18 protein-coding genes are annotated in these 20,663 nt (G+C 44.4%); 14 read left to right on the top strand and 4 right to left on the bottom strand.

Features of this window, described 5'->3' with window-relative positions; all coding sequences use genetic code 11:
* Nucleotides 1–200 precede the first annotated feature (200 nt).
* Entirely contained in the window at nt 201–1,223 is a 1,023-nt protein-coding gene (locus tag MMY95_RS04625; RefSeq protein ID WP_003646506.1) for a YdcF family protein, read from the top strand.
* Between the two features lie 82 nt (nt 1,224–1,305).
* Nucleotides 1,306–2,292, top strand: a complete 987-nt coding sequence (locus tag MMY95_RS04630) for a hypothetical protein (RefSeq protein ID WP_053267165.1) — start codon at nt 1,306–1,308, stop codon at nt 2,290–2,292.
* Between the two features lie 169 nt (nt 2,293–2,461).
* On the opposite strand, the gene yidA is transcribed toward MMY95_RS04630, so the two are convergent.
* Genes yidA through MMY95_RS04645 form a run of 3 tightly spaced genes read right to left on the bottom strand, consistent with a single transcriptional unit; the run spans nt 2,462 to nt 5,590 of the window.
* Nucleotides 2,462–3,271, bottom strand: coding sequence for a sugar-phosphatase (gene yidA / locus MMY95_RS04635; RefSeq protein WP_015379810.1), 810 nt, complete (start codon nt 3,269–3,271; stop codon nt 2,462–2,464).
* A gap of 19 nt (nt 3,272–3,290) precedes the next feature.
* On the bottom strand, nt 3,291–4,643 hold the full coding sequence (locus MMY95_RS04640; protein ID WP_104795534.1) for an HD domain-containing protein: 1,353 nt from the start codon (nt 4,641–4,643) through the stop codon (nt 3,291–3,293).
* 14 nt (nt 4,644–4,657) lie between these two features.
* Nucleotides 4,658–5,590 (bottom strand): lipoate--protein ligase family protein, encoded by a 933-nt coding sequence (locus MMY95_RS04645; RefSeq protein WP_024971479.1) that lies wholly within the window; start codon nt 5,588–5,590, stop codon nt 4,658–4,660.
* Between the two features lie 362 nt (nt 5,591–5,952).
* On the opposite strand from MMY95_RS04645, the gene MMY95_RS04650 reads away from it, so the two are divergent.
* From MMY95_RS04650 to MMY95_RS04705, 12 genes are all read left to right on the top strand, one after another.
* Nucleotides 5,953–6,393 (top strand): DUF1934 domain-containing protein, encoded by a 441-nt coding sequence (locus tag MMY95_RS04650; protein WP_003642040.1) that lies wholly within the window; start codon nt 5,953–5,955, stop codon nt 6,391–6,393.
* Between the two features lie 44 nt (nt 6,394–6,437).
* On the top strand, nt 6,438–7,046 hold the full coding sequence (rpoE, locus tag MMY95_RS04655) for a DNA-directed RNA polymerase subunit delta (protein WP_003642041.1): 609 nt from the start codon (nt 6,438–6,440) through the stop codon (nt 7,044–7,046).
* A 172-nt stretch (nt 7,047–7,218) separates the two neighbouring features.
* The gene (locus tag MMY95_RS04660; protein WP_003642042.1) at nt 7,219–8,832 is read left to right on the top strand and encodes a CTP synthase; all 1,614 of its coding nucleotides are present in this window, start codon (nt 7,219–7,221) and stop codon (nt 8,830–8,832) included.
* 466 nt (nt 8,833–9,298) lie between these two features.
* Nucleotides 9,299–10,570, top strand: a complete 1,272-nt coding sequence (gene serS, locus MMY95_RS04665) for a serine--tRNA ligase (protein ID WP_003646511.1) — start codon at nt 9,299–9,301, stop codon at nt 10,568–10,570.
* Nucleotides 10,571–10,921: 351 nt separating this feature from the next.
* Nucleotides 10,922–12,202, top strand: a complete 1,281-nt coding sequence (locus MMY95_RS04670) for a serine transporter (RefSeq protein WP_003642044.1) — start codon at nt 10,922–10,924, stop codon at nt 12,200–12,202.
* A gap of 369 nt (nt 12,203–12,571) precedes the next feature.
* Nucleotides 12,572–13,225 (top strand): L-serine ammonia-lyase, iron-sulfur-dependent subunit beta, encoded by a 654-nt coding sequence (gene sdaAB, locus MMY95_RS04675; protein WP_003646512.1) that lies wholly within the window; start codon nt 12,572–12,574, stop codon nt 13,223–13,225.
* Between the two features lie 18 nt (nt 13,226–13,243).
* Nucleotides 13,244–14,143: an L-serine ammonia-lyase, iron-sulfur-dependent, subunit alpha gene (gene sdaAA / locus MMY95_RS04680; protein ID WP_003646513.1), complete on the top strand. Its 900-nt coding sequence runs from the start codon at nt 13,244–13,246 to the stop codon at nt 14,141–14,143.
* 150 nt (nt 14,144–14,293) lie between these two features.
* Nucleotides 14,294–15,022, top strand: a complete 729-nt coding sequence (locus tag MMY95_RS04685) for a PAS domain-containing protein (protein ID WP_011101038.1) — start codon at nt 14,294–14,296, stop codon at nt 15,020–15,022.
* Between the two features lie 578 nt (nt 15,023–15,600).
* Nucleotides 15,601–15,795, top strand: coding sequence for a hypothetical protein (locus tag MMY95_RS04690; protein ID WP_011101039.1), 195 nt, complete (start codon nt 15,601–15,603; stop codon nt 15,793–15,795).
* Between the two features lie 542 nt (nt 15,796–16,337).
* Nucleotides 16,338–17,618, top strand: coding sequence for a UDP-N-acetylglucosamine 1-carboxyvinyltransferase (locus MMY95_RS04695; RefSeq protein ID WP_003642050.1), 1,281 nt, complete (start codon nt 16,338–16,340; stop codon nt 17,616–17,618).
* Nucleotides 17,619–17,647: 29 nt separating this feature from the next.
* Complete coding sequence (gene rho / locus MMY95_RS04700; protein ID WP_003642051.1) at nt 17,648–18,940, top strand: transcription termination factor Rho; 1,293 nt, start codon at nt 17,648–17,650, stop codon at nt 18,938–18,940.
* A 122-nt stretch (nt 18,941–19,062) separates the two neighbouring features.
* The gene (locus MMY95_RS04705) at nt 19,063–19,308 is read left to right on the top strand and encodes a type B 50S ribosomal protein L31 (protein WP_003637671.1); all 246 of its coding nucleotides are present in this window, start codon (nt 19,063–19,065) and stop codon (nt 19,306–19,308) included.
* 132 nt (nt 19,309–19,440) lie between these two features.
* On the opposite strand, the gene MMY95_RS04710 is transcribed toward MMY95_RS04705, so the two are convergent.
* The gene (locus MMY95_RS04710; RefSeq protein ID WP_003646515.1) at nt 19,441–20,577 is read right to left on the bottom strand and encodes a hypothetical protein; all 1,137 of its coding nucleotides are present in this window, start codon (nt 20,575–20,577) and stop codon (nt 19,441–19,443) included.
* Nucleotides 20,578–20,663: the final 86 nt, after the last annotated feature.

Here is a 20,663-nt window from a genome sequence, read left to right on the forward strand (position 1 = left end):
GTGGGCATTGTGACCTAGTCAAGGTTGGACTGGACGCCGTATATCAACGAATCTTTCGTTTTGGCGTGCTTCAACATTAATTAGGTGATGGCGCGGAACGGATAACGGACCAACGTCGGGCTACCGGCGTCCTTTTTTTATCCATAAACACTAGCACGAATCCTTAAAATGATTACAATATAAGTTAAGGGGGTGTTGCGATGACACCGTTTTATTGGGGTAGTTTGGCCCTTGCTAGTGCGTTGACCTTGCAATTGACGGACCGGCGGCATTGGTTAACGGGACATCTTTTTTTGATTGCAGTCATTGGTATTTTGTTAAGCGCTTACCATCGATTCAGTGCGCAGGCAAGTCCTACTTGGCAATTCATGTTGGTCGGTGCAAAAATTTTGGCTTATACGTTGTTGCCAATTGTAATTTTGATTGTGGGCATTAGTTTTGTCAGGTATAGTTACCGATTGATTCGCAAGGAGGGCTGGGCGTTTCATTACAGCTTGCTAGCAATCGTCGGTGGTGTATTAGTCATAATGCTGGTCTTATCAGTAATCAACTTAGGAGTTTGGCATTCGCGACGCTTGTGGCAGTTATTAGGCCTAGCGTTATTATTGACGGCGTATTTTGCGTTCAGCTTTATCGCGTATCTATTAGCTTGCGTCATGACCCGACTAGGACGTCATCGACAGATCGATTATATGATCGTCTTAGGAGCAGGGTTGATGCCAAATGGGCAGCCAACGCGAACACTGGCATATCGGCTTCAGGCGGCAGCGAAGTACTACCGGGTGCAACGGGCGCGTTATCATCAACCAATCACGATCGTTGTTTCTGGTGGTCAGGGGCCGGATGAGGTTATGGCGGAGAGTACCGCAATGCGGCAGTACTTAGTGGATCAAGGAGTCCCCCGTGATGCCATTCAAGAAGAAAATCGGTCAACGTCGACAATTGAAAATCTAAAATTTTCGCACGCATTAATTGTGCGGCAACAACCGTTTTATCGCGCCGTGATTGTCACGAGTGGCTATCACGTTTTACGGGCTAATATTTTTGCTCGGCAACTGCACCTGAACCTAACGGGAATCGGTGCGCACACGCCACTGTATTATTTACCGTTTGCTATGTTTCGGGAATACTTGGCCTTAATTGTGATGTATCGCTGGGCCAACTTAGTGGTGGTACTTGGTTTAGCGGCTTATTATGTCGCAGCGTTAGTTAGGTTAATTTAACAAAGCCGCTACTCAGAGCTTTGAAAAAAATGACATTGCGATTAATGGTATAATGGAGCATGATAAAAAGGAGGGGTTTGCCGTGGATCATGCCTATCGATCATCTTGGCCACTGATTGTAATCGTCCTACTCGGATTGATTACACTTTCAGGCTGTGCCAAAAATACCGGAGGCGTAACCGCAAGTTCGGCAACGACCGCAACTGGTAACAGTACAACGGCCGTTTTAACCAAAGCTGATCAGCAAATTTCGCAACAAAAAATTGCCGCTGCCCAGAAGACTTTAGCGGGTGCTTCTGAATCAACTCCAGCGATCAAAAAGTTAGCCCTTGGGTTAAAGTATTATCAGGAAGCTGAAGAAGCACTTGATAATAATCAGCTCAGTCTAGCAAAGGGTTATTTTGACACGTTAAGTAGTTATGATGGCACGACTGACGCCAGTTTTATTGCTGCTCGGCAAAAGCTCGTCAAGCAGTACCAGGCGGTCAAGCTAGCCAATGGTTACTATAACGCTGCCCGTGATGAATTAAGTATTCATGATTTGGCCACTGCGAAGGCCAATATTGATAAGTTGGATGATGTGCAAGCCACACATCCGGTTATCAAAAAATTACAGAAAAAAGCTTTGGCAATGAAACAAGCCATTATGAATTATGAGGCGTCGCAATCAACTAGTTCTGGTAGTGATAGCTCAACGGTTGTCAGTTCGAGTTCTGCGGCTAGTGCGAGTGATAGTAGGACGTCTTCAAGTAGTACGAGTAGTACTAGTGCCGATAGTTCAACGATGACGAGTTCGTCGAATAGCAGCACGTCTGCCAGCAGTAGTTCTTCAGAGTTGACAACTTCGGCGATCATCAAACAGTTTCAGGATGCGTCCGGTGTTACGTTTACTTCGGATACCGAATTTAATATTACTAAGGAGACTAGTGCTTATTATCAGATTACCGCAATCTATGCGACGAATGAGTCTAGTTCTTCTGCTTCCAAGACAGTAACGGATACTTATCGTTATTATCCGGATAGTGGTAGTGTTACTAAGGAAAATAGTGCAACTGGTAGTTTCGAATAACCAGCATTAAAAAGTGACGATCAGGTAATGACTGATCGTCACTTTTTTGCTTGACTGGATTGTTTAGAAAACGCTGGGTAGCGGTCATAACAGTGATAAAAAAGCAACGCTCACGGCACGTTAAAAACGAGCCATTAGCGTTGCTTGAATTAGTTTGAAAAATAGTAGCTTAGGCGAGTGCCCAAGTGTTAATGGCGTGTGCGACCCCGTCTTCAACGTTAGTCTTGGTTTCATAACGGGCAATTTGCTTGGCCTCATCAATGGCGTTACCCATCGCAACACTGTTGGTTGCGTAACGCAGCATACTCAAATCGTTACCTTGATCACCAATCGCCATGACTTCATCAGCAGTTAAGTTCAGATGGTCGGTCAACGTGGCTAGGGCGTTACCCTTGCTAGCGGCGGGATTCATGAATTCTAGGAAATACGCTTCTGAGCGAACAATGGTAAAGCGCTTGGAGAATGACGCTGGTAATTGCTTGATGGCTGCATCCAGTAGTGGGCCGTGATCGATGAACATGCACTTGACGATTGGTAAGTCTGGGCGCATTTCTTCGGGCGTCCGGAACCGAATCGGCATATTGACGAGTGCACTTTCGCCGACCGTATAAGGGCTGATATTTCGATTGGCGGTGTAGATATGGTCTTCACTTTCAACGTGACAATGTATATTGAGTTTTCGGCTGAGCGTTTCAATGTCGATATAATCGTCATGTGACAGAGTAAGTCCTGTGATGATCTTACCAGTAATTGTCTGAACCATTGAACCATTAAAAGTAATGACGTAATTATCTTCACCAGCGATTCCAAGTTGCTTTAAAAAGGGCGTGACGCCACTTAATGGTCGTCCCGTACAAATGACGACTTTGATTCCTTGAGCGTTAGCGGCGTTAATCGCTTGAACGGTTGCGGGATTTAGTTCGCTGTGCTCATTGAGTAAGGTGCCGTCCATATCGATGGCGATAAGCTTGACTGACATAATAATAATTCCTCCAAAATTAGTGTGGTACGACCAGACGATCGTTTAAAATATATTGCTGGAATTCTTGGTAAATTGGTTTAAATAAATCGTTTTCGGCGTTTTTGCTGAGCATTTCTTTTGGAAAGAAAAACCGCTGATCGCCAGAGACTTTCCCGGTGATGGCTCGCACTAGGTCACTGACGGTGGATAGTTCTAGTAAGGAACCGTCTTTTTGTTGCAGTTCAATCTGGGTACGCGGCTTCTTCATCTTAGGATCATAGGCGTCGTAAGGGAGATCGTAACTGTCGTTGATGTCAGTGTAGTAGTGCGTATCAAAGCCGGCTTGTTCAATTAATTTTTGTAACGTTGGAATTAGCGGTTGAGTCGTTGCATCGACTCGTGCTGATTTTAAGGGACGCCGGTCTAAGAAACGGGTTGCTAGGTCAGCGAGAATTTGATCACGGCTATCACGCCAATGGCTAAAATAAGTGTTTAAGACGCCATCGTCTAACCGTAAATAATCGTGTAACGTAAAGTTATTATTGAAAAACGGCAATAACATCACTGGTGTGGCTTCAGCGTCGACCGCGTGGCTTTGATAAAGATCGTTAGCCCGCTCCAGTAGGCGATCTAGGATGACTTCCATGGAACGTGATACTGGATGGAAATAGACTTGCATGTACATCTGGAAGCGACTGACAATGTAATCTTCGACCGCGTGCATGCCTTCCATCGCAAATGTAATGCCGCTTTGATACGGCTTCATAACGCGCAAAATACGGGTCAAATCAAAATTACCGTAATTCGTACCCGTGAAGTACGAATCTCGCAGTAGGTAGTCCATCCGATCGGCATCGATTTGACTAGAAATCATCTGGACGACTTGGGGATTCGGGTACGTTTTTTGAATGACGGCCGCAACTTGGGCCGGGAAGTCAGGTGAGACTTGCTGTAAGACCTGATTGACCTCGGTTTCAGGTGATGTCAAAATCTGAACAGTTAGGGCTTCATGGTCGGTGTGAAAGATGTGCTCGAATGTGTGCGAGTATGGCCCGTGACCGATATCGTGTAACAGGGCGGCGCATAGTGCGACCAATCGCTCGTGATCATCCCAACCACCGTCACCAGGGGCCTGGGTCGGGTAGTTACGTTCGAAGTTATCGCAAATACGGCGTGTAATCTCATAAACACCGAGGCAATGTCCAAAGCGGGAGTGTTCTGCACCGTGGAAGGTCAGCGAGGTCGTACCGAGTTGCTTAATACGGCGCAGTCGTTGAAATTCCGAGGTGTTGATCAAATCGAGAATGACTTGATGTTGGATATAAATGTAATCATGGACCGGGTCACGAAAGACTTTCTCCATGGGTAATAGTTGCTGGCGATAGACCAAATTAATTCCTTCTTTCAGTGATGCAAGCGTTGTTGTCGGCGTTGCATTTGTTGATAGGCTTGATTTAAGTGTGCTTGAAATTCAGGTTCTTCGGTGACTAACGGCAAACTTGTTGTGTCGACCGTCCCATGTTGAGCTAGGATGGCTATAAAACGAGCTTGTGTAGCGGTAGTGTCAGTCGGCGCTGCCAAAGCGTCAGCAACGGTCGTCATGACTTGTGGATCAACATCTGGAAACCGCGCGTCATGGTGACCGGCTAAGCTGACTTGGTAAAAACGCTGAATGAGTTGACTACGGGCCATCTGATCGCCATCAACGCTGACATACAGCATGATGACCAGCGCTTCGGCAGTGCGCCGTTGCGACATTCCAGCAATTTTACGACCGGCAATACTCAAATCATAATCACCAGGACAATAGGAGCGTGTAATCTCACCAGTCGTGATATTTAATTGTGGCCAAACTGCCTGAACGTAGTCGACCATCAATTGATATGCCGCTGTAATTGAATAGCGTTCACGAGTTGCTGGAAGAAATAAGGAGACGTTTAGTACACCAGGGTCAGCAACTACGGCTAGCCCACCTGAATTACGGAGCATGACCTGATAACCGGCAGCGTGTAGATGTGCTAAGCCAGCAGTTAGCCGTGGCAAGCGTTGGTCTAATAGGCCGAGAATGACGGTTGGCTGTAACTGCCAGAAATGAACGATTGGTTGCTGACGAGCCGCCGTTAACCACAGCAGGGCGTTCGTGTACGCAAAACTATCCAGCATCGCTGCCGGTTCGTATTTTTGACTCAAAGTTGCAATTGTTGATTCCGTCAAGAAAGCCACCCCGTTATCCGTTGTTATCGGGCACGAGGGATGTCTCATGATGAAACCGCCACCGTTGTCCGTATCATCACTAATTATACTAGAAAAATGGTACCGTTGCATTGGCTTAGACAAATCAACTTAATCTGTAGCATACCATCATAGGATAATGAAACGTGCAAGTTAGTTGGCTTTTTGTTCGTCAGCAACGTGCGGCCTATTTTGACCTCCGGGGCTGAGGGACAATTGTTGGAACACAGCCGACTCAAAAAGTTTACGCGGGTTCGAACTTTTCCCAGCAGATCTAAGCTGACCGCTTTTAGTCCTATTTTTAGTTATTTTGGCATGAATGGCTTATAATTAAACAGGAAGTTTTACGATGGGCGTGATGGGAGTCGCGCGGTCGTGAACGCTGAAAAGGATATAGCGAGTGTGGTAACACGGTGATCGTAGACGGGCGTTCAGCGTGTGATTTTGAAATATTAGGAGGTCCAAATATGGATGATTTAACAACTGGTGTGCCAGTGGCGATTCATTTAGAGACGCAGGCACGGCAAGATGACGATACGGCGAACTATGCACTGGATGTCGATGGTCAATTGGTTCAGATGGGTGACGCGTTTTATTTACGGTATAAGGAAGTTAACGATGATGCGCCAGAACCGATTCCAGTGACGATTAAGCTGGCAGCTAATGGGGACGTCGTGTTGACGCGGAGTGCGGAGAACCGACTTCGGTTGCACTTTTCCAATGGTAAACGGGTGCGTGCTCATTATCAAACGCCTATGGGGATGCTACCTGTTGAAACGGTGACGCCGATGTTACGAGTACGGCTACGTGAACGGCCATTTTCAGGTGAGGTGAACGTTGATTACGATTTATACGCGGGTGAGCAGCTACTTGGTAACTACAAGTTGCGATTGCAATTCACGGCCTAATTTGGTATTATGTACTATAAACTGTGGAAAGGACGTGCACCAGTTTGGAACTAAAACAATTTGATGGACAAAAAAAGTCCGAATTATCTTTAATTGAGGTTGCTCACGCGATCTTATCACAACATGGTGATGTGATGGCTTTTGCCGACTTGACCAACGCTGTGCAATCATATTTAGGTAAAAGCGACGAAGAAATTCGGGAGCGTTTATCACAATTTTATACCGATCTTAATATCGATGGTAGTTTCATTTCGCTCGGTGACAATATGTGGGGCCTGCGTGCATGGTACCCATTTGAATCCATTGACGAAGCCGTTATTCATACGGACGATGACGAAGATGAGGATCGGCCAAAGCGCAAGAAGCGTAAGAAGGTTAACGCCTTCTTGGCCGATGCCGGGGATGATGACGACGTGATCGATTACGATGACGATGATCCCGAAGATGACGATAACTACGATGACGATGATGATCAGGACGACGATACTGATGATTCAGCAAGCAGCAAGTACGATGAACTTGCGGGTGTTGATGACACAGACGACGATGTTGCTGATGAAACGTTGCCAGACGGTATCGAGGGTCAATTATCAGAGTTAAATGATGACGATGATGATGACGACTACGATGACGAAGACGACGAATCGAAATAAGCTTTTCAAGATTTTTCCTTGACGAAAAGGGAATCTCCTTGTATTATCTTATTTGGGCTCTCTGGTAGAAATACCTGAGACAAACGATCGTATTAGCTCCCTATTTCTGTTGAAATAGGGAGCTTTCTTTATTTATACCACCCCACGAAATAAATCTTTAAGGAGTTATCACATGACCAAATATATTTTTGTAACTGGTGGCGTTGTGTCATCCATTGGTAAAGGTATCGTCGCTGCTTCGCTAGGGCGTTTATTGAAGAACCGGGGCTTAAAGGTCACGATTCAAAAGTTTGATCCCTATATCAACGTTGATCCTGGTACGATGAGTCCTTATCAACACGGTGAAGTCTTCGTGACCGATGATGGGACCGAAACTGACTTAGACCTTGGACATTATGAACGGTTTATCGACATTAACCTTAATAAATATTCAAATGTTACCACCGGTAAGATTTATTCAGAAGTTCTGCAAAAGGAACGGCGGGGCGATTATTTAGGCGCCACGGTGCAAGTGATTCCGCATATCACGAACGCTATCAAGGAAAAAATCATGCGTGCGGGTACGACGACGGATTCCGATATCGTGATTACTGAAATCGGTGGGACGGTCGGTGATATCGAATCCTTGCCATTTATTGAAGCGCTACGGCAAATGAAGAGTGATTTAGGTTCCGACAATGTTTTCTATATCCATACCACATTGATCCCATATTTACGGGCAGCTGGTGAAATGAAGACGAAGCCAACGCAACATTCTGTTAAGGAATTGCGGAGTTATGGGATTCAGCCGAACATGTTAGTTGTCCGGACTGAACAACCAATTACGCGGGAAATGCGGAATAAGATTGCGTCCTTCTGTGACGTGGAACCAGAAGCAGTCATTGAATCCTTAGACGTTAAGACGATTTATTCAATTCCGTTGAATGTTCAGAAACAAAACATGGACCAAATCGTCCTTGACCATTTTGATGTACAGGCACCTAAGGCCGACATGAGTGAATGGATTGACTTAGAACATCATGTTCAGAACTTATCACGGACCATCAAGATTGCGCTAGTCGGAAAATACGTCGCTTTACAGGATGCTTATATCTCAGTGACGGAAGCATTGAAGCATGCTGGCTATACGGATGATGCCGACATTGATTTGAAGAAGATTTCTGCTGAAGATGTTACGCCAGAAAATGTCGAAGAACTACTCGGCGATGCTGACGGAATCTTAGTTCCTGGTGGCTTTGGTGATCGGGGAATTGAAGGTAAGATTACGGCAATCAAGTATGCCCGTGAAAACGACGTGCCATTCTTAGGTATCTGCTTGGGAATGCAAATGGCCAGTGTCGAATTTGCACGTAACGTACTTGGATTGAAGGATGCTAACTCTGCTGAAATCGATCCGAAGACGCCGGACAATATTATTGATTTGATGGCCGACCAAGAAGACGTTGAAGACATGGGTGGAACGCAACGTTTAGGCGCTTACCCTTGCAAGCTGAAGCCGGGAACTGTGGCGGCTAAAGCTTATCACAATGAAGAAGTTGTGATGGAACGTCATCGCCACCGTTATGAATTCAATAATAAGTATCGTGAAGCAATGGCTGCTAAGGGCATGGTCTTCTCTGGAACTTCGCCTGACAACCGGCTCGTCGAAGTGATTGAATTACCAAAGAAGCGCTTCTTCGTGGCCTCACAATATCATCCAGAATTCTTATCACGGCCTAACCGTCCAGAAGGGTTATTCAAGGCATTCATCGATGCCGCTAACCAGACTGGTAAAGTGAAGGCATAAATTTAGTACGGTAGAATTAAGAATAAAGCACGCCAGCGAATTGTTGGTGTGCTTTTTTTGTTGGGCGGCCACGGGCTTGATTAGGTCACCGATATTCACAGTGACAACTGGTGTTGCGAAAATACATGGTAACAATAAATGGTTCTCTTGATAATAGAAAAATAAAATGATAATAAAAAACTATTGACAATAAATGGCAGGAGGTCTAGATTATAAGTGTAAATTGAAAGCGCAAACATAATGGGTTAGTAGTTAATCTGGTTATTTAGAAAGCCAACGGTTGCTGAAAGTTGGTTGATTGGACTGATGAATCCGCCATTTAGCGTTTGACTTCATTTTTAAGAGGTCGCGGTGAGACGATATACTCGTAGAGCAGTAAATTGGGTGGTACCACGTTGATAAAAAACGTCCCATAGTCTTTCAGGTGAAGACTATGGGACGTTTTAATTTTAAGGAGGTTTTTCGTATGTTAAATCCAAAGTTTGTTCGTAATAACCCAGAACTTGTTAAGACTAAGCTCCAGACTCGGAAGGTTGATCCGGCTGAGGTTGATGAATACTTACAGTTAGACCAACAAAACCGGGATGCAATTACCAAGGTTGAAGGATTGAAGAAACAGAAAAACCAGTTGACGGAACAAATTGGGCAAAGTGATCCGCAATCGGAAGCGGGCCAAGCCCTCATTCAACAAGTCAAACAGCTGAATGGTGATATTAAGAGTACGGAAGCGGCCCAAACGGAAGTAAACGATCGGCTTCATTACTTAGCGATTCGCTTCCCGAATTTACCTGCCGATGATGTACCAGTCGGTCCTGACGAAGATAGCAATGTTGAGATGCGTAAGCACGGCGATATTCCAACGTTTGATTTTAAACCTAAGGCGCACTGGGAATTGGGCGAAAGCTTAGGAATCTTGGATTTTGACCGGGCAGCAAAAGTCGCGGGCGCGCGCTTTGTTTATTATAAGGATGCGGGTGCACTCTTAGAACGGGCGGTTTACAGCTTTATGCTAGATCTGCACACACAAAAGCAAGGGTACCATGAAATTATTCCGCCATACTTGGTGAACGCTCAGACAATGTATGGAACTGGGCAATTTCCGAAGTTCAAAGAAGACGTCTACACGGTTGAATCTTCAGGAATGACGTTGATCCCGACGGCTGAAGTACCGCTGACCAATTACTATGCGAATGAAATCTTATCTGAAGATCAATTGCCAACGTACTTCACGGCGATGACGCCTTGTTATCGCTCCGAAGCTGGGAGTGCGGGGCGTGATACCCGGGGCTTGATTCGTATGCACCAATTTCACAAAGTCGAGATGGTCAAGTACTGTAAACCTGAGAATTCATACGATGAGCTCGAAAAATTAACGGATAATGCCGAAGAAGTGTTGCGCGAATTAGGGCTTGCATACCATGTTATTAAGCTTTCAACGGGGGATACTGGTTTCTCATCAGCCAAGACCTATGATGTGGAAGTATGGATGCCAGAACAAGGCGTTTATCGGGAAATCAGTTCATGCTCTAACTGCTTGGACTTCCAAGCACGGCGGGCGATGATTCGTTACCGGAAAGCTGATGGGACGGTCGATTACGTCCACACGTTGAATGGTTCTGGACTTGCTGTTGGCCGGACGGTAGCTGCGATTTTGGAAAATTATCAACAAGCCGATGGCACGGTTAAGATTCCTAAGGTGCTCCAACCTTACATGCATGGTATGACAGAGATAAAATAAAATTATTATGAGAATAAATTATTATTCAAATAATTCATTTGAATGTTAAACTTAATATCACTAGGATTGAGATGGATACAGGCTAGGACTGTTATGATAATCTCAGTCCTTTTTAATTTGGTGTTAAAAATACTTAATTTTTATAATCGAAATCACATGAACGGTAATTGTCACCGTGATAATATTTTATCATGAAGAAAAGGTTTTCACGGCACTAAAGTGATGTTTATCACAAAGTGGCGTTTTACAACGAGTCGAGACGTTAAATCTAATGGGAGGGTTATTCATGCAGGTTATGTTAGCACATTCTCTGGTGTGACCAGAACAACGTTATAAAAAGGAGATTTAAAAATGACAAATATATTTAAGGGTTGGAGAAAAAATGATACTTTTTGGATGCTGAGTTTGTTCGGAACGGCGATTGGGGCCGGCGTGCTATTCTTACCGATTGGAGTTGGCACGGCAGGTATTCTTGGTATCATCATGATACTTATTTTGGCTTTGCCAACCACATTTTTTGCTCACAGGGGCCTGAGTAGGTTTGTCTTGTCGGCTAAAAATGATGGTGATGACATTACTGATGTTGTTGAACAACATTTTGGCTTTAAGATTGGATTGCTTTTTACCATTATTTATTTCTTCTCCATTTATCCAATCTTATTAGTTTATTCTGTTTCTATTACGAATACTGTATCGAAATTTATTACCGACCAAATGCACATGCAAACACCACCTCGTTGGCTGTTGTCGCTAGTACTTGTTGGGATTCTCATTGGAATTGCTCGCTTTGGTACCTCTTTGATTACCAAAGTTATGAGTGGCCTGGCCTTTCCATTTATTATTGTAATCGTTCTGTTTTCCTTTTATCTTATTCCGCATTGGAACGGCGCAATCCTCTCAACATTTTCCAGTTCTGTATCTGGGGGACATTTGGTTGGCACTTTAGGAAACTTGTGGTTACTTATTCCTGTTATGATCTTTTCGTTTAACCATTCTCCGATCATCTCTTCATTTTCCGTTGCCGAACGTAAAGAATATAGTGGGGAAGGTAAGGACAAAGTCGATAAAAAGATTTCGACAATTCTATTGTCGGCCGAAACGTTGATGGTCATTGTCGCAATGTTCTTTGTTATTAGTTGTACATTGGCGTTGACTCCAGACCAAATCCTTGAAGCTAAAAATGAAAATGTTTCAATCCTTGATTACGTTGCGACTGCTTTCAATAATCCAATTATTAAATATGTTTCTCCCGTAATTGCTTTTATTGCAATCGCCAAATCCTTTTTAGGACATTATCTAGGAACGAGTGAAGGCTTACGTGGGATTATTCGTAAGATGGAAGAAAAATCTAACAAGACGCTTTCAAGTCGAACTGTTTCAACAATTGTTGATCTTGTTCTGCTACTAAGTGCCTGGATAGTTGCCTGGGTCAATCCTTCCATTATGGGAATGATTGAAACCATCATTGGACCAATCATTGCGTTTATCTTGTTCTTGATGCCAATGTATGCCATTCATAAAAGTCCTAAGTTACAGCAATATGCCGGCAAACACAGCAATGTCTTTGTTGTGGTAATTGGATTAATCGCAGTTAGTGGTATCCTGTTCAATATCATCAAATTGTTTATTTAGTAATCTGACTAAAATACGAGATGAATTCACATTGGTTAATATTATTGAAGCCAATTTTTGTCATAAATCTCGTTGCTAGTGTTATTGACGAGATTCGCATGACGGTGTTGGGGTTCGTGAGGGTCGCGAATCGAATGACCATACTGGAGGCTGGATTAATCACAACGGCGGAATTAATTCAGAAATGAAAGCTTTGATGCAACGGCTTTATGTTTTCTGATCAGTACAACTGTGGTGCTTGCTTGTGCCGTAACTTCAAGATTCATAAAGTTTCGAAACGATGTACTGACGATGAATGCGCAAAGAAGCGCTAGTTGCCCGTACCAAAGCTTAATTTAACGTGATGATTCAAATAGGAGGATGACTAAAATGACGGTGAATTACAAGAGTGTTTTTGATATTATTGGCCCGATTATGATTGGACCTTCCAGTTCCCATACTGCGGGGGCGTGTGCGATTGGTCGAGCAGCGAATAGCATTTTTCAGGAGAAACCGACAGATATTGTCATTCATTACTATGAATCATTTGCGCAAACCCACAAGGGCCACGGAACGGACTATGCGATTATCAGTGGCATTCTTGGTTTTGATCCTGATGATAGCCGGGTTCCATATGCCATTGGTTTGGCCCGAGATCAGGGGATAAATATTACCTTTATCGAAGAGCCTGGTGATAGCCCAATCAACCACCCGAACACTGCCATCATTGACTTAAAAAATGATGATAAGCAAGTGACGGTCGCTGGATGTTCAATCGGGGGTGGAACCATCGAAATTCGTGAAATCAAGATGGATGGTTTTGATGTTAAACCCAAAGGGCCACTTCCTATCTTGTTAGTTCAAGGTGGTGAGAATGACCATCAGCACGTAACCAAACAGTTGGCTGATCTGACTAAAGTAAACGACCAGCAGCAGTACAAGACGGCTCGGGGCAATTTATATGAATATGATTTGGATCGCCGCCTCAAACAGGATGAAATCAAAAAATTAGCGCAGGGACACGCAAATTTAGTTTACTTATAATCAGGGAGGTCAGTTATGATGTACATGAGCGTAGCAGAACTGGTAACAGCGGCCAAGGAGACCAAGAAGCCGATCTACGAATTAATGATTGAACAAGAGATGGAAACATCGCAAACGAGTCGTGAAGAAATCTGGCACACGATGGGCCGGAATCTAGACGTCATGGAAGCAGCTGTTAATAAAGGGGCTGCAGGCGACGGGGTCTATTCAACAACTGGTTTAACTGGTGGTGAAGCTGTTCTCTTGAAAAAGTATCGTCAAAAAGGGCACACTTTATCCGGCGATACGATGATGCAAGCTGTTCAGAACGCAATCTCAACCAATGAAGTTAATGCTTCGATGGGAGTCGTTTGTGCGACACCAACGGCTGGATCGACGGGGACACTACCTGGTGTGATTTTCACGCTGAAGGACCGAATGAACCTCAACCGTGACCAGATGATCCAATTTCTATTTACCGCTGGCGCTTTTGGGATGGTCATAGCTAATAATGCTGGGATTGCTGGTGCGACTGGCGGTTGCCAAGCTGAAGTTGGTAGCGCTTCTGCGATGGGCGCTGCGGCCGCGGTTGAAGTTGCTGGTGGGACGCCTGAACAAAGTGCTGAGGCTTTGGCGATGGCAATCAGTAACTTGATGGGATTAGTGTGTGATCCCGTTGCTGGGTTAGTTGAACTACCGTGTGTTAAACGGAATGCGATTGGGGTCGGTAATGCGTTGATTGCGGCTGACATGGCTTTGGCTGGCTGCACGAACAAGATTCCAGCGGATGAAGTCATTGCAGCGATGGATAAAGTCGGTAAGGGCTTGCCAAAGGCACTTCGGGAAACTGGACTGGGTGGCTTAGCGGCGACGCCAACCGGTATTCGGATGAAGGAAAAGATTTTTGGACGATCGACTAATTCACAAGTTCATGCATAAAAATGTCGCAGAAAGATGATGAGCTGACTAAAGGCGGTATCATCTTTTTTAATTAGATGTTTATATCGTTACATGTATTAACATTTTATCAGTGTGATAAAATAATATTAAGTCATAACGTTGTAAAAAAATAGTGAGGTGAGTGCCGTTATGCAAAAACCATTAACAGCTGAGCAAGAATACGTGCGCGAGTTTATTCCGTTTGTTGATTTTTTAGCAGATATCTTAGGCCCCAGTAGTGAAGTTGTCCTGAACGACTTGTTGGATTTAAACCACTCCGTTGTGGCAATTCGTAATTCCCACATATCACATCGACAAGTTGGCGATCCTGCAACTGACTTAGCGTTGCGAACGATGAAGGCCGGTAAAGCTGAAAAGCGTGATTATCTAGCCAACTACAAGGGTGTTTCGCAAGGAAAGCACTCACTACGATCATCAACATATTTTTTGCGATTAGATGGTGAAATCGTCGGGATGATTTGTATTAATACGGATGATAGTGCCCTAGACGATCTGCAGGAACAAGTGTTGAAGGTAATGGCGAGTTACAAACATTTGAACTCACCAACGATTCATCAACTCAAAGGAACACCAGCTAACGAGAAGGCCCATGACACGCCGGTCGCGCCGGAACATCTAACCACTTCTATCACTGATTTAGCTCGGGAAGTGACCCAGGCTGTCTGTGCTAAGTATGGCGTCTCTGTTGAATATTTAAAGCAAAATGAAAAATTAGAAATCGTTCGTAGCTTATACCACCAAGGTTACTTCCTATTGAAGGATTCAGTTAGTGAAGCCGCCAAAGTGCTCAAAGTCTCTGATCCGAGTGTTTATCGTTATTTGCAGACCGTCAAAGATGAGGATCTCCAGCAGGATTAAACGATGTAATTGTAAGCGATTAACGTCATGAAACCCTGTCAAAATTTAGTTCAGCCATAGTGGCGAAACTGTGAGGAAGCTACTCTGAGTTCCCGGACAGGTAAGAATCATGGTCACCACCGTAAAAATGCGGCAGCCAACACAACAAGTTTGTGTAAGGGCTGCCGCATTTTAAGTTTTAAACTGAGCAATCAAATATCCCGTTGCTCAGTGGTGGCCGGTCGCAATTATTGTGGATGTTAGTGCCAGGGTAGCGTGTGTTTTTATGGGATTCGGGTTGGAACGCAGCCGCTTTTTATGATAATTTGTTTAGAATGATATTATTGAGGATGATAGCGGGGATTTTCTATGTCTTATCAAAACGGGGGTATTAATGATTTTATGAATTTAGTTATCAACTGATTATCATCATGATAAATCTCATGCAATTCTCATTAGCTGACATCAAGCTAAAAGGCTGATTTAGCAGGGGTTAATTGCTATTATTATCAATTATCAAAGATTATCAAATCGTATCATAGAGCGTTGATCATTATATTATATGGTATTATGGTGAATAATAAATGGAGGTGATGCCAATGTTGACACCAAACGAAATTCGACGTCGGTTACGACGCGATTTGGTTACTATTGCCGAAGCTTATCAAATTGGTTTTGAGAGCCGTCTATACACAGAAGCTGAGTATGAAAACTTAAAGCAGACGTTATTGCAGTTGCGTGAACTTAATATGAACCCCCAACATATGGAACAGCTACTTGCGATTAACGGGTAACGGAATGTTACTAAATTAAATAAGGAAGTGATTAGTCATGAATGCTGATAGTCCATCAGGTTCAATTCAGTCCAGAGAGTGCTAATGCCAGTGAAATTTATCACGCGCATTAGCACTCTTCTATTTTTCTAGCGGGCGGTGTGTTAATAATCATTTAGGACTTGAGTAGGATTAAAATAGGTCGCTTAGTTGAATTATTATTCGGTATCACGTCGCTCCCAATCATCGTATGGAGTACATAGTATGACAGTAGTAAAATCGGTGGCCAATCGTGGCGTTAATTACGTGACAATGTTAACTGTTGATGTCAGAATGAATTGTACAGCATCGCACGTCTTGGTGGCACCTTAAATTACGCAGATTTAGCTTAATTATCTTACAAAATCGTTCATGAAAGCGTTTGAATTAGTCGAGTTAATGATTTTATTGCGTAAAAAGATTACAGTTTCCTGATATTGGTTGTATTTTTGACGGACATTCTTTATTATGGTTAATGATTGTATGATACAGTGTGACACTTATTTAGCGAGGAAAGTTATGTTATGAAAAAAATGATAATCCATGGCGGAAAACGACTTTCTGGGGAATTAACGATCGGTGGCGCAAAAAATAGTACCGTCGCACTGATTCCTGCTGCGATTCTTGCAGACACTCCGGTCCAATTCGATACGGTTCCGCACATCTTAGACGTTCACAACTTACGGCTCATCTTAGAGTCGATGAACGTCCATTCCACTTTTGAAAACGATGTTCTAACAATTGATCCAACAAATATTGAAGAATCTGAATTACCAAGTCATGCCATTAAAAGCTTGCGAGCTTCTTACTACTTTATGGGGGCCTTACTCGGTCGTTTTAACCGTGCAACGGTGACTTTCCCTGGTGGTGATAATATTGGTCCACGACCAATTGATCAGCATATCAAGGGTTTTAAGGCGCTCGGCGCTAACGTCGTTGAAGAGAATGACTCTGTCTTTATCTCAACGGGCACAGAGGGCCTTCACGGAGCGCGCATCTTTTTAGACGTGGTTTCCGTTGGGGCGACGATCAACATTATTTTGGCTGCCGTCAAAGCTCATGGTACGACCACGATTGAAAATGCGGCTAAAGAGCCTGAAATCATTGATTTAGCGACTTTTTTGAATAATATGGGCGCTAAAATTCGGGGTGCTGGTACCGACGTAATTCGAATCGAAGGCGTTCCGGCACTGCATTCGCGGGCAACCCATACGATTATTCCTGATCGGATTGAGACGGGAACGTATCTATCCCTGGCTGCTTCGATTGGGGACGGTATTTTGCTAAAGAATGTGATCCCTGAACATATGGAGTCATTCACGGCAAAACTAGTCGAAATGGGTGTCGATTTACAGATTAATGAAGATAGTATTTACGTCCCACGGTCCAATGATTTGGACCCAATTCGGGTTAAAACAATGACTTACCCAGGCTTTGCCACTGATTTGCAACAACCAATCACCCCATTATTATTGCGCGCTAACGGTAGTAGCGTGGTGATTGATACGATTTATCCGCAACGCACGCAACACGTTGAACAGTTACGTAAGATGGGGGCGGACATTCGCGTTCAAGATAACTTGATTGTCGTGGGCCATTCTTCCCACTTACAAGGTGCGCATGTCGAGGCCGGCGAGATTCGGTCTGGGGCGGCACTAATGATTGCTGGTCTCGCGGCTAGTGGCGTTACGGAAATTAGTCGCGCTGACAATATTCTACGTGGCTATGATCGGGTCATCGATAAATTGCATACACTTGGTGCGGATGTGGAAATTGCAGCCGACGAAGAAGTTCCCGAAAACTAACGATGTACAGCTAAGAAAGAACAGTGGTTATGGAAAAAATTTTAACAATGCACGATCTCGAGCAGAAAACGTTAAAAGAAATTTATAACTATGCTCGTGAGTATAAAATTTCTTATTATTCGCAAATGAATAAAAAGGAACTCTCATTAGCCGTTCTCCGTGAGCAGGATAAAAAGCGGGGCTTTGTACAAATGGAAGGCGTCTTGGAAATTATTAGCCAAGAGGGCTATGGCTTTTTGCGGCCAATTAATTATGGGCCTTCGCAGGAAGATATTTATATTTCTCAGTCGCAGATTCATCGCTTTGGTCTTCGTAACGGAGACTATGTGGCTGGTCAAGCCCGGCCACCGCGACCTAACGAACGGTATTACGGTTTAATGCGGGTAGGGACGGTTAATGGTAAGGATCCTAATGAGGCCAAGCAACGGCCCCATTTTCCAGCGTTAACACCACTTTATCCACAAAAACAAATTAAGTTATCGACAACGGCCGCCGTTTTAGCGACCCGTTTGATTGATACTTTTGTCCCGATTGGCTTCGGTCAACGGGGCTTAATTGTTGCACCTCCTAAAGCCGGTAAGACGACGCTGTTAAAGAATATTGCAAATGGCATCGTCGCCAATTATCCAGACGCTAAGCTGATTATGTTACTGATTGATGAACGGCCCGAAGAAGTGACTGATTTAGAGCGGTCAATCAAGGGAGAAGTGGTGAGTTCTACTTTTGATCAACAACCACAAAATCACGTGCGTGTTGCGGAATTGGTGCTTGAACGTGCGCGGCGCTTAGTTGAAGACAAACAGGATGTGATTATCTTATTGGATTCGATTACCCGGCTTACGCGGGCATATAATTTGGTTATCCCGTCTAGCGGGCGGACGTTGTCTGGTGGGGTCGATCCCACGGCGTTTTACAAGCCCAAGCGATTCTTCGGTTCCGCGCGCAATATCGAGGAAGGTGGTAGCCTAACGATTTTAGGCACCGCGTTAGTCGATACGGGTAGCCGGATGGACGACATGATTTATGAAGAATTCAAAGGAACTGGCAACTCAGAATTGCAGCTATCCCGCGAGTTAGCTGAGCGGCGGGTCTTCCCGGCGCTAGACTTGAAGCAATCCAGTACGCGTAAAGAGGAATTGTTGGTTAGTCGTAAGAATTTGGAGCCAGTCTGGCAGATTCGTCGATCAATGACTGGCAACGCGTTAGAGTACACCGAACAGCTTTTACAATTTTTAAAACACACGAAGACCAACACTGAGTTTGTTCGTGATTTAGCTAGCTTAAAGTTCACTGGTCAATCAACCCGGCGGTCGCGTCGTTAATACTGGCAGGCTACTTTGTAGGTTGACGGGAAGCTGTGATTCGTGATAACATGTTTATCGTTGGTTAAAACTATGATAATCTCTGTTTCAGCAAATGATTCAGGGCAAAGGAGCGAAATACAATGCAAAAAGGAATTCATCCAGATTACCATTTAGTTGTGTTCCAAGACTCAACTACTGGTTTTAAGTTCATCTCTGGTTCAACAGCAACTTCAGCAGAAACTGTTGAATGGGAAGATGGTAATACTTACCCATTGATCCGTGTTGAAATTACGTCAGATTCACATCCATTCTACACTGGTAAGCAAAAGTTTACCAAGGCCGATGGTGCGGTCGATCGTTTCAACAAGAAATACGGTCTCAAATAAGCAGACAATTAAACGGCGTTCCGGCTTCGGCGGGGGCGTCTTTTTTGTATGTGCAAATCATCGACGCTCACAAACAAAGCCGCACCAGTTCGAGTAATGAACTGGTGCGGCTTTGTCTCACTTACGATATGATTAGTAGCGCATAATCGCGAGAGCAGCGGTTTCTACGGGCATCCGGTCTGCGGGGATGATTCGGATTTGCCCGTTCATGGCAATCACGACATCGACCAGGTCGTCAATTAAATTATCAGGAGCAGCAATTGGATCATTTAATTGAACATCGGCCGCTGGTAAGGAGCCGGCAACATTCGCGTCTGCGGCGACAATCAAGGTGTCGATCCGCCCACTTAGTGCTGGCTTGATCATGTCAAAAGGATCGGCCAATGCTAACTGGCGGGACTTAGCCTGATCATAACGTTCTAGTAAAATGTCGGCTAATTGGGTATGCCACATCGTCTGAACGGGTTCTGTGGCTGTTTGCATTGCGCCCACCGTTAAGTTTTTCGGTGACTTATTGATCATGAGGTGTTGTGACAAGTACGGGTTCTTGTTGACGGCACGGAAGACTGCCTGGTTATGTGGTAGTCCCATTAAGATCAATGGCCGTCGCGTCTTTTGTGAATGGGCCTGAACGTACTGCGCCACTTGTTGGTAATAATTTCGTTGGTCAATATCGCGTTCTTCGGCCTTCGCATTATGACCATGATAGTTGGCACCGTGAACGGGGCTGGCGTTGAAATTCAGGTCACCGCCACGTTTTTCAGTGCCCAATGCTTCTGTCAGGGTGCGGGGGGCCTCAGCTGGCAAATCAAGTTCGACGAAACTGCCATCACGTTGGGCGTAGAGCGCCATGCTATCTTCATTGAGTGCTAGCAAGTCGAAGTCGAATTGATGCTGGCGGTCGGCTAGTACTGGGCGAATAGCTGGCATGCTATTGACGCTGACATGGTTGTCAGTGGGATATTGTAAGTCGAAAATGTGTAGGTCACGACTGTTAGTGATGATGCCCGTCTGAGGGCCAGTGTGCTGTAACCAGAAGGCGTTGTCATTAATTAATTGCTCTAGTTGCGTCGCGTATGGCGCAAATTCGGTTTTCGGAAAGTGGTGGGCCATCTGGGTTTCAGCTTCATTAACTAATTGTTTGAATTGTAAGCGGCGGCGATTGAGGTCGTTGAGCACAACGGCCGTGTTGAGGTAAATTGCAATGTATGGGCCATCCTCACGTTGTTGCATTAGTTGATTGAGATCGTTTTTTACCATCGTTTCCATAGGTCCAACCTGCTTTCTGTTTTTGATACAATTAGCATAACAAAAATCTGATTACGGACGCAAATATAATGATTATGATAAGCTAG

The organism is Lactiplantibacillus sp. ME-2 (assembly GCF_022549155.1).
Taxonomy (GTDB): domain Bacteria; phylum Bacillota; class Bacilli; order Lactobacillales; family Lactobacillaceae; genus Lactiplantibacillus; species Lactiplantibacillus plantarum.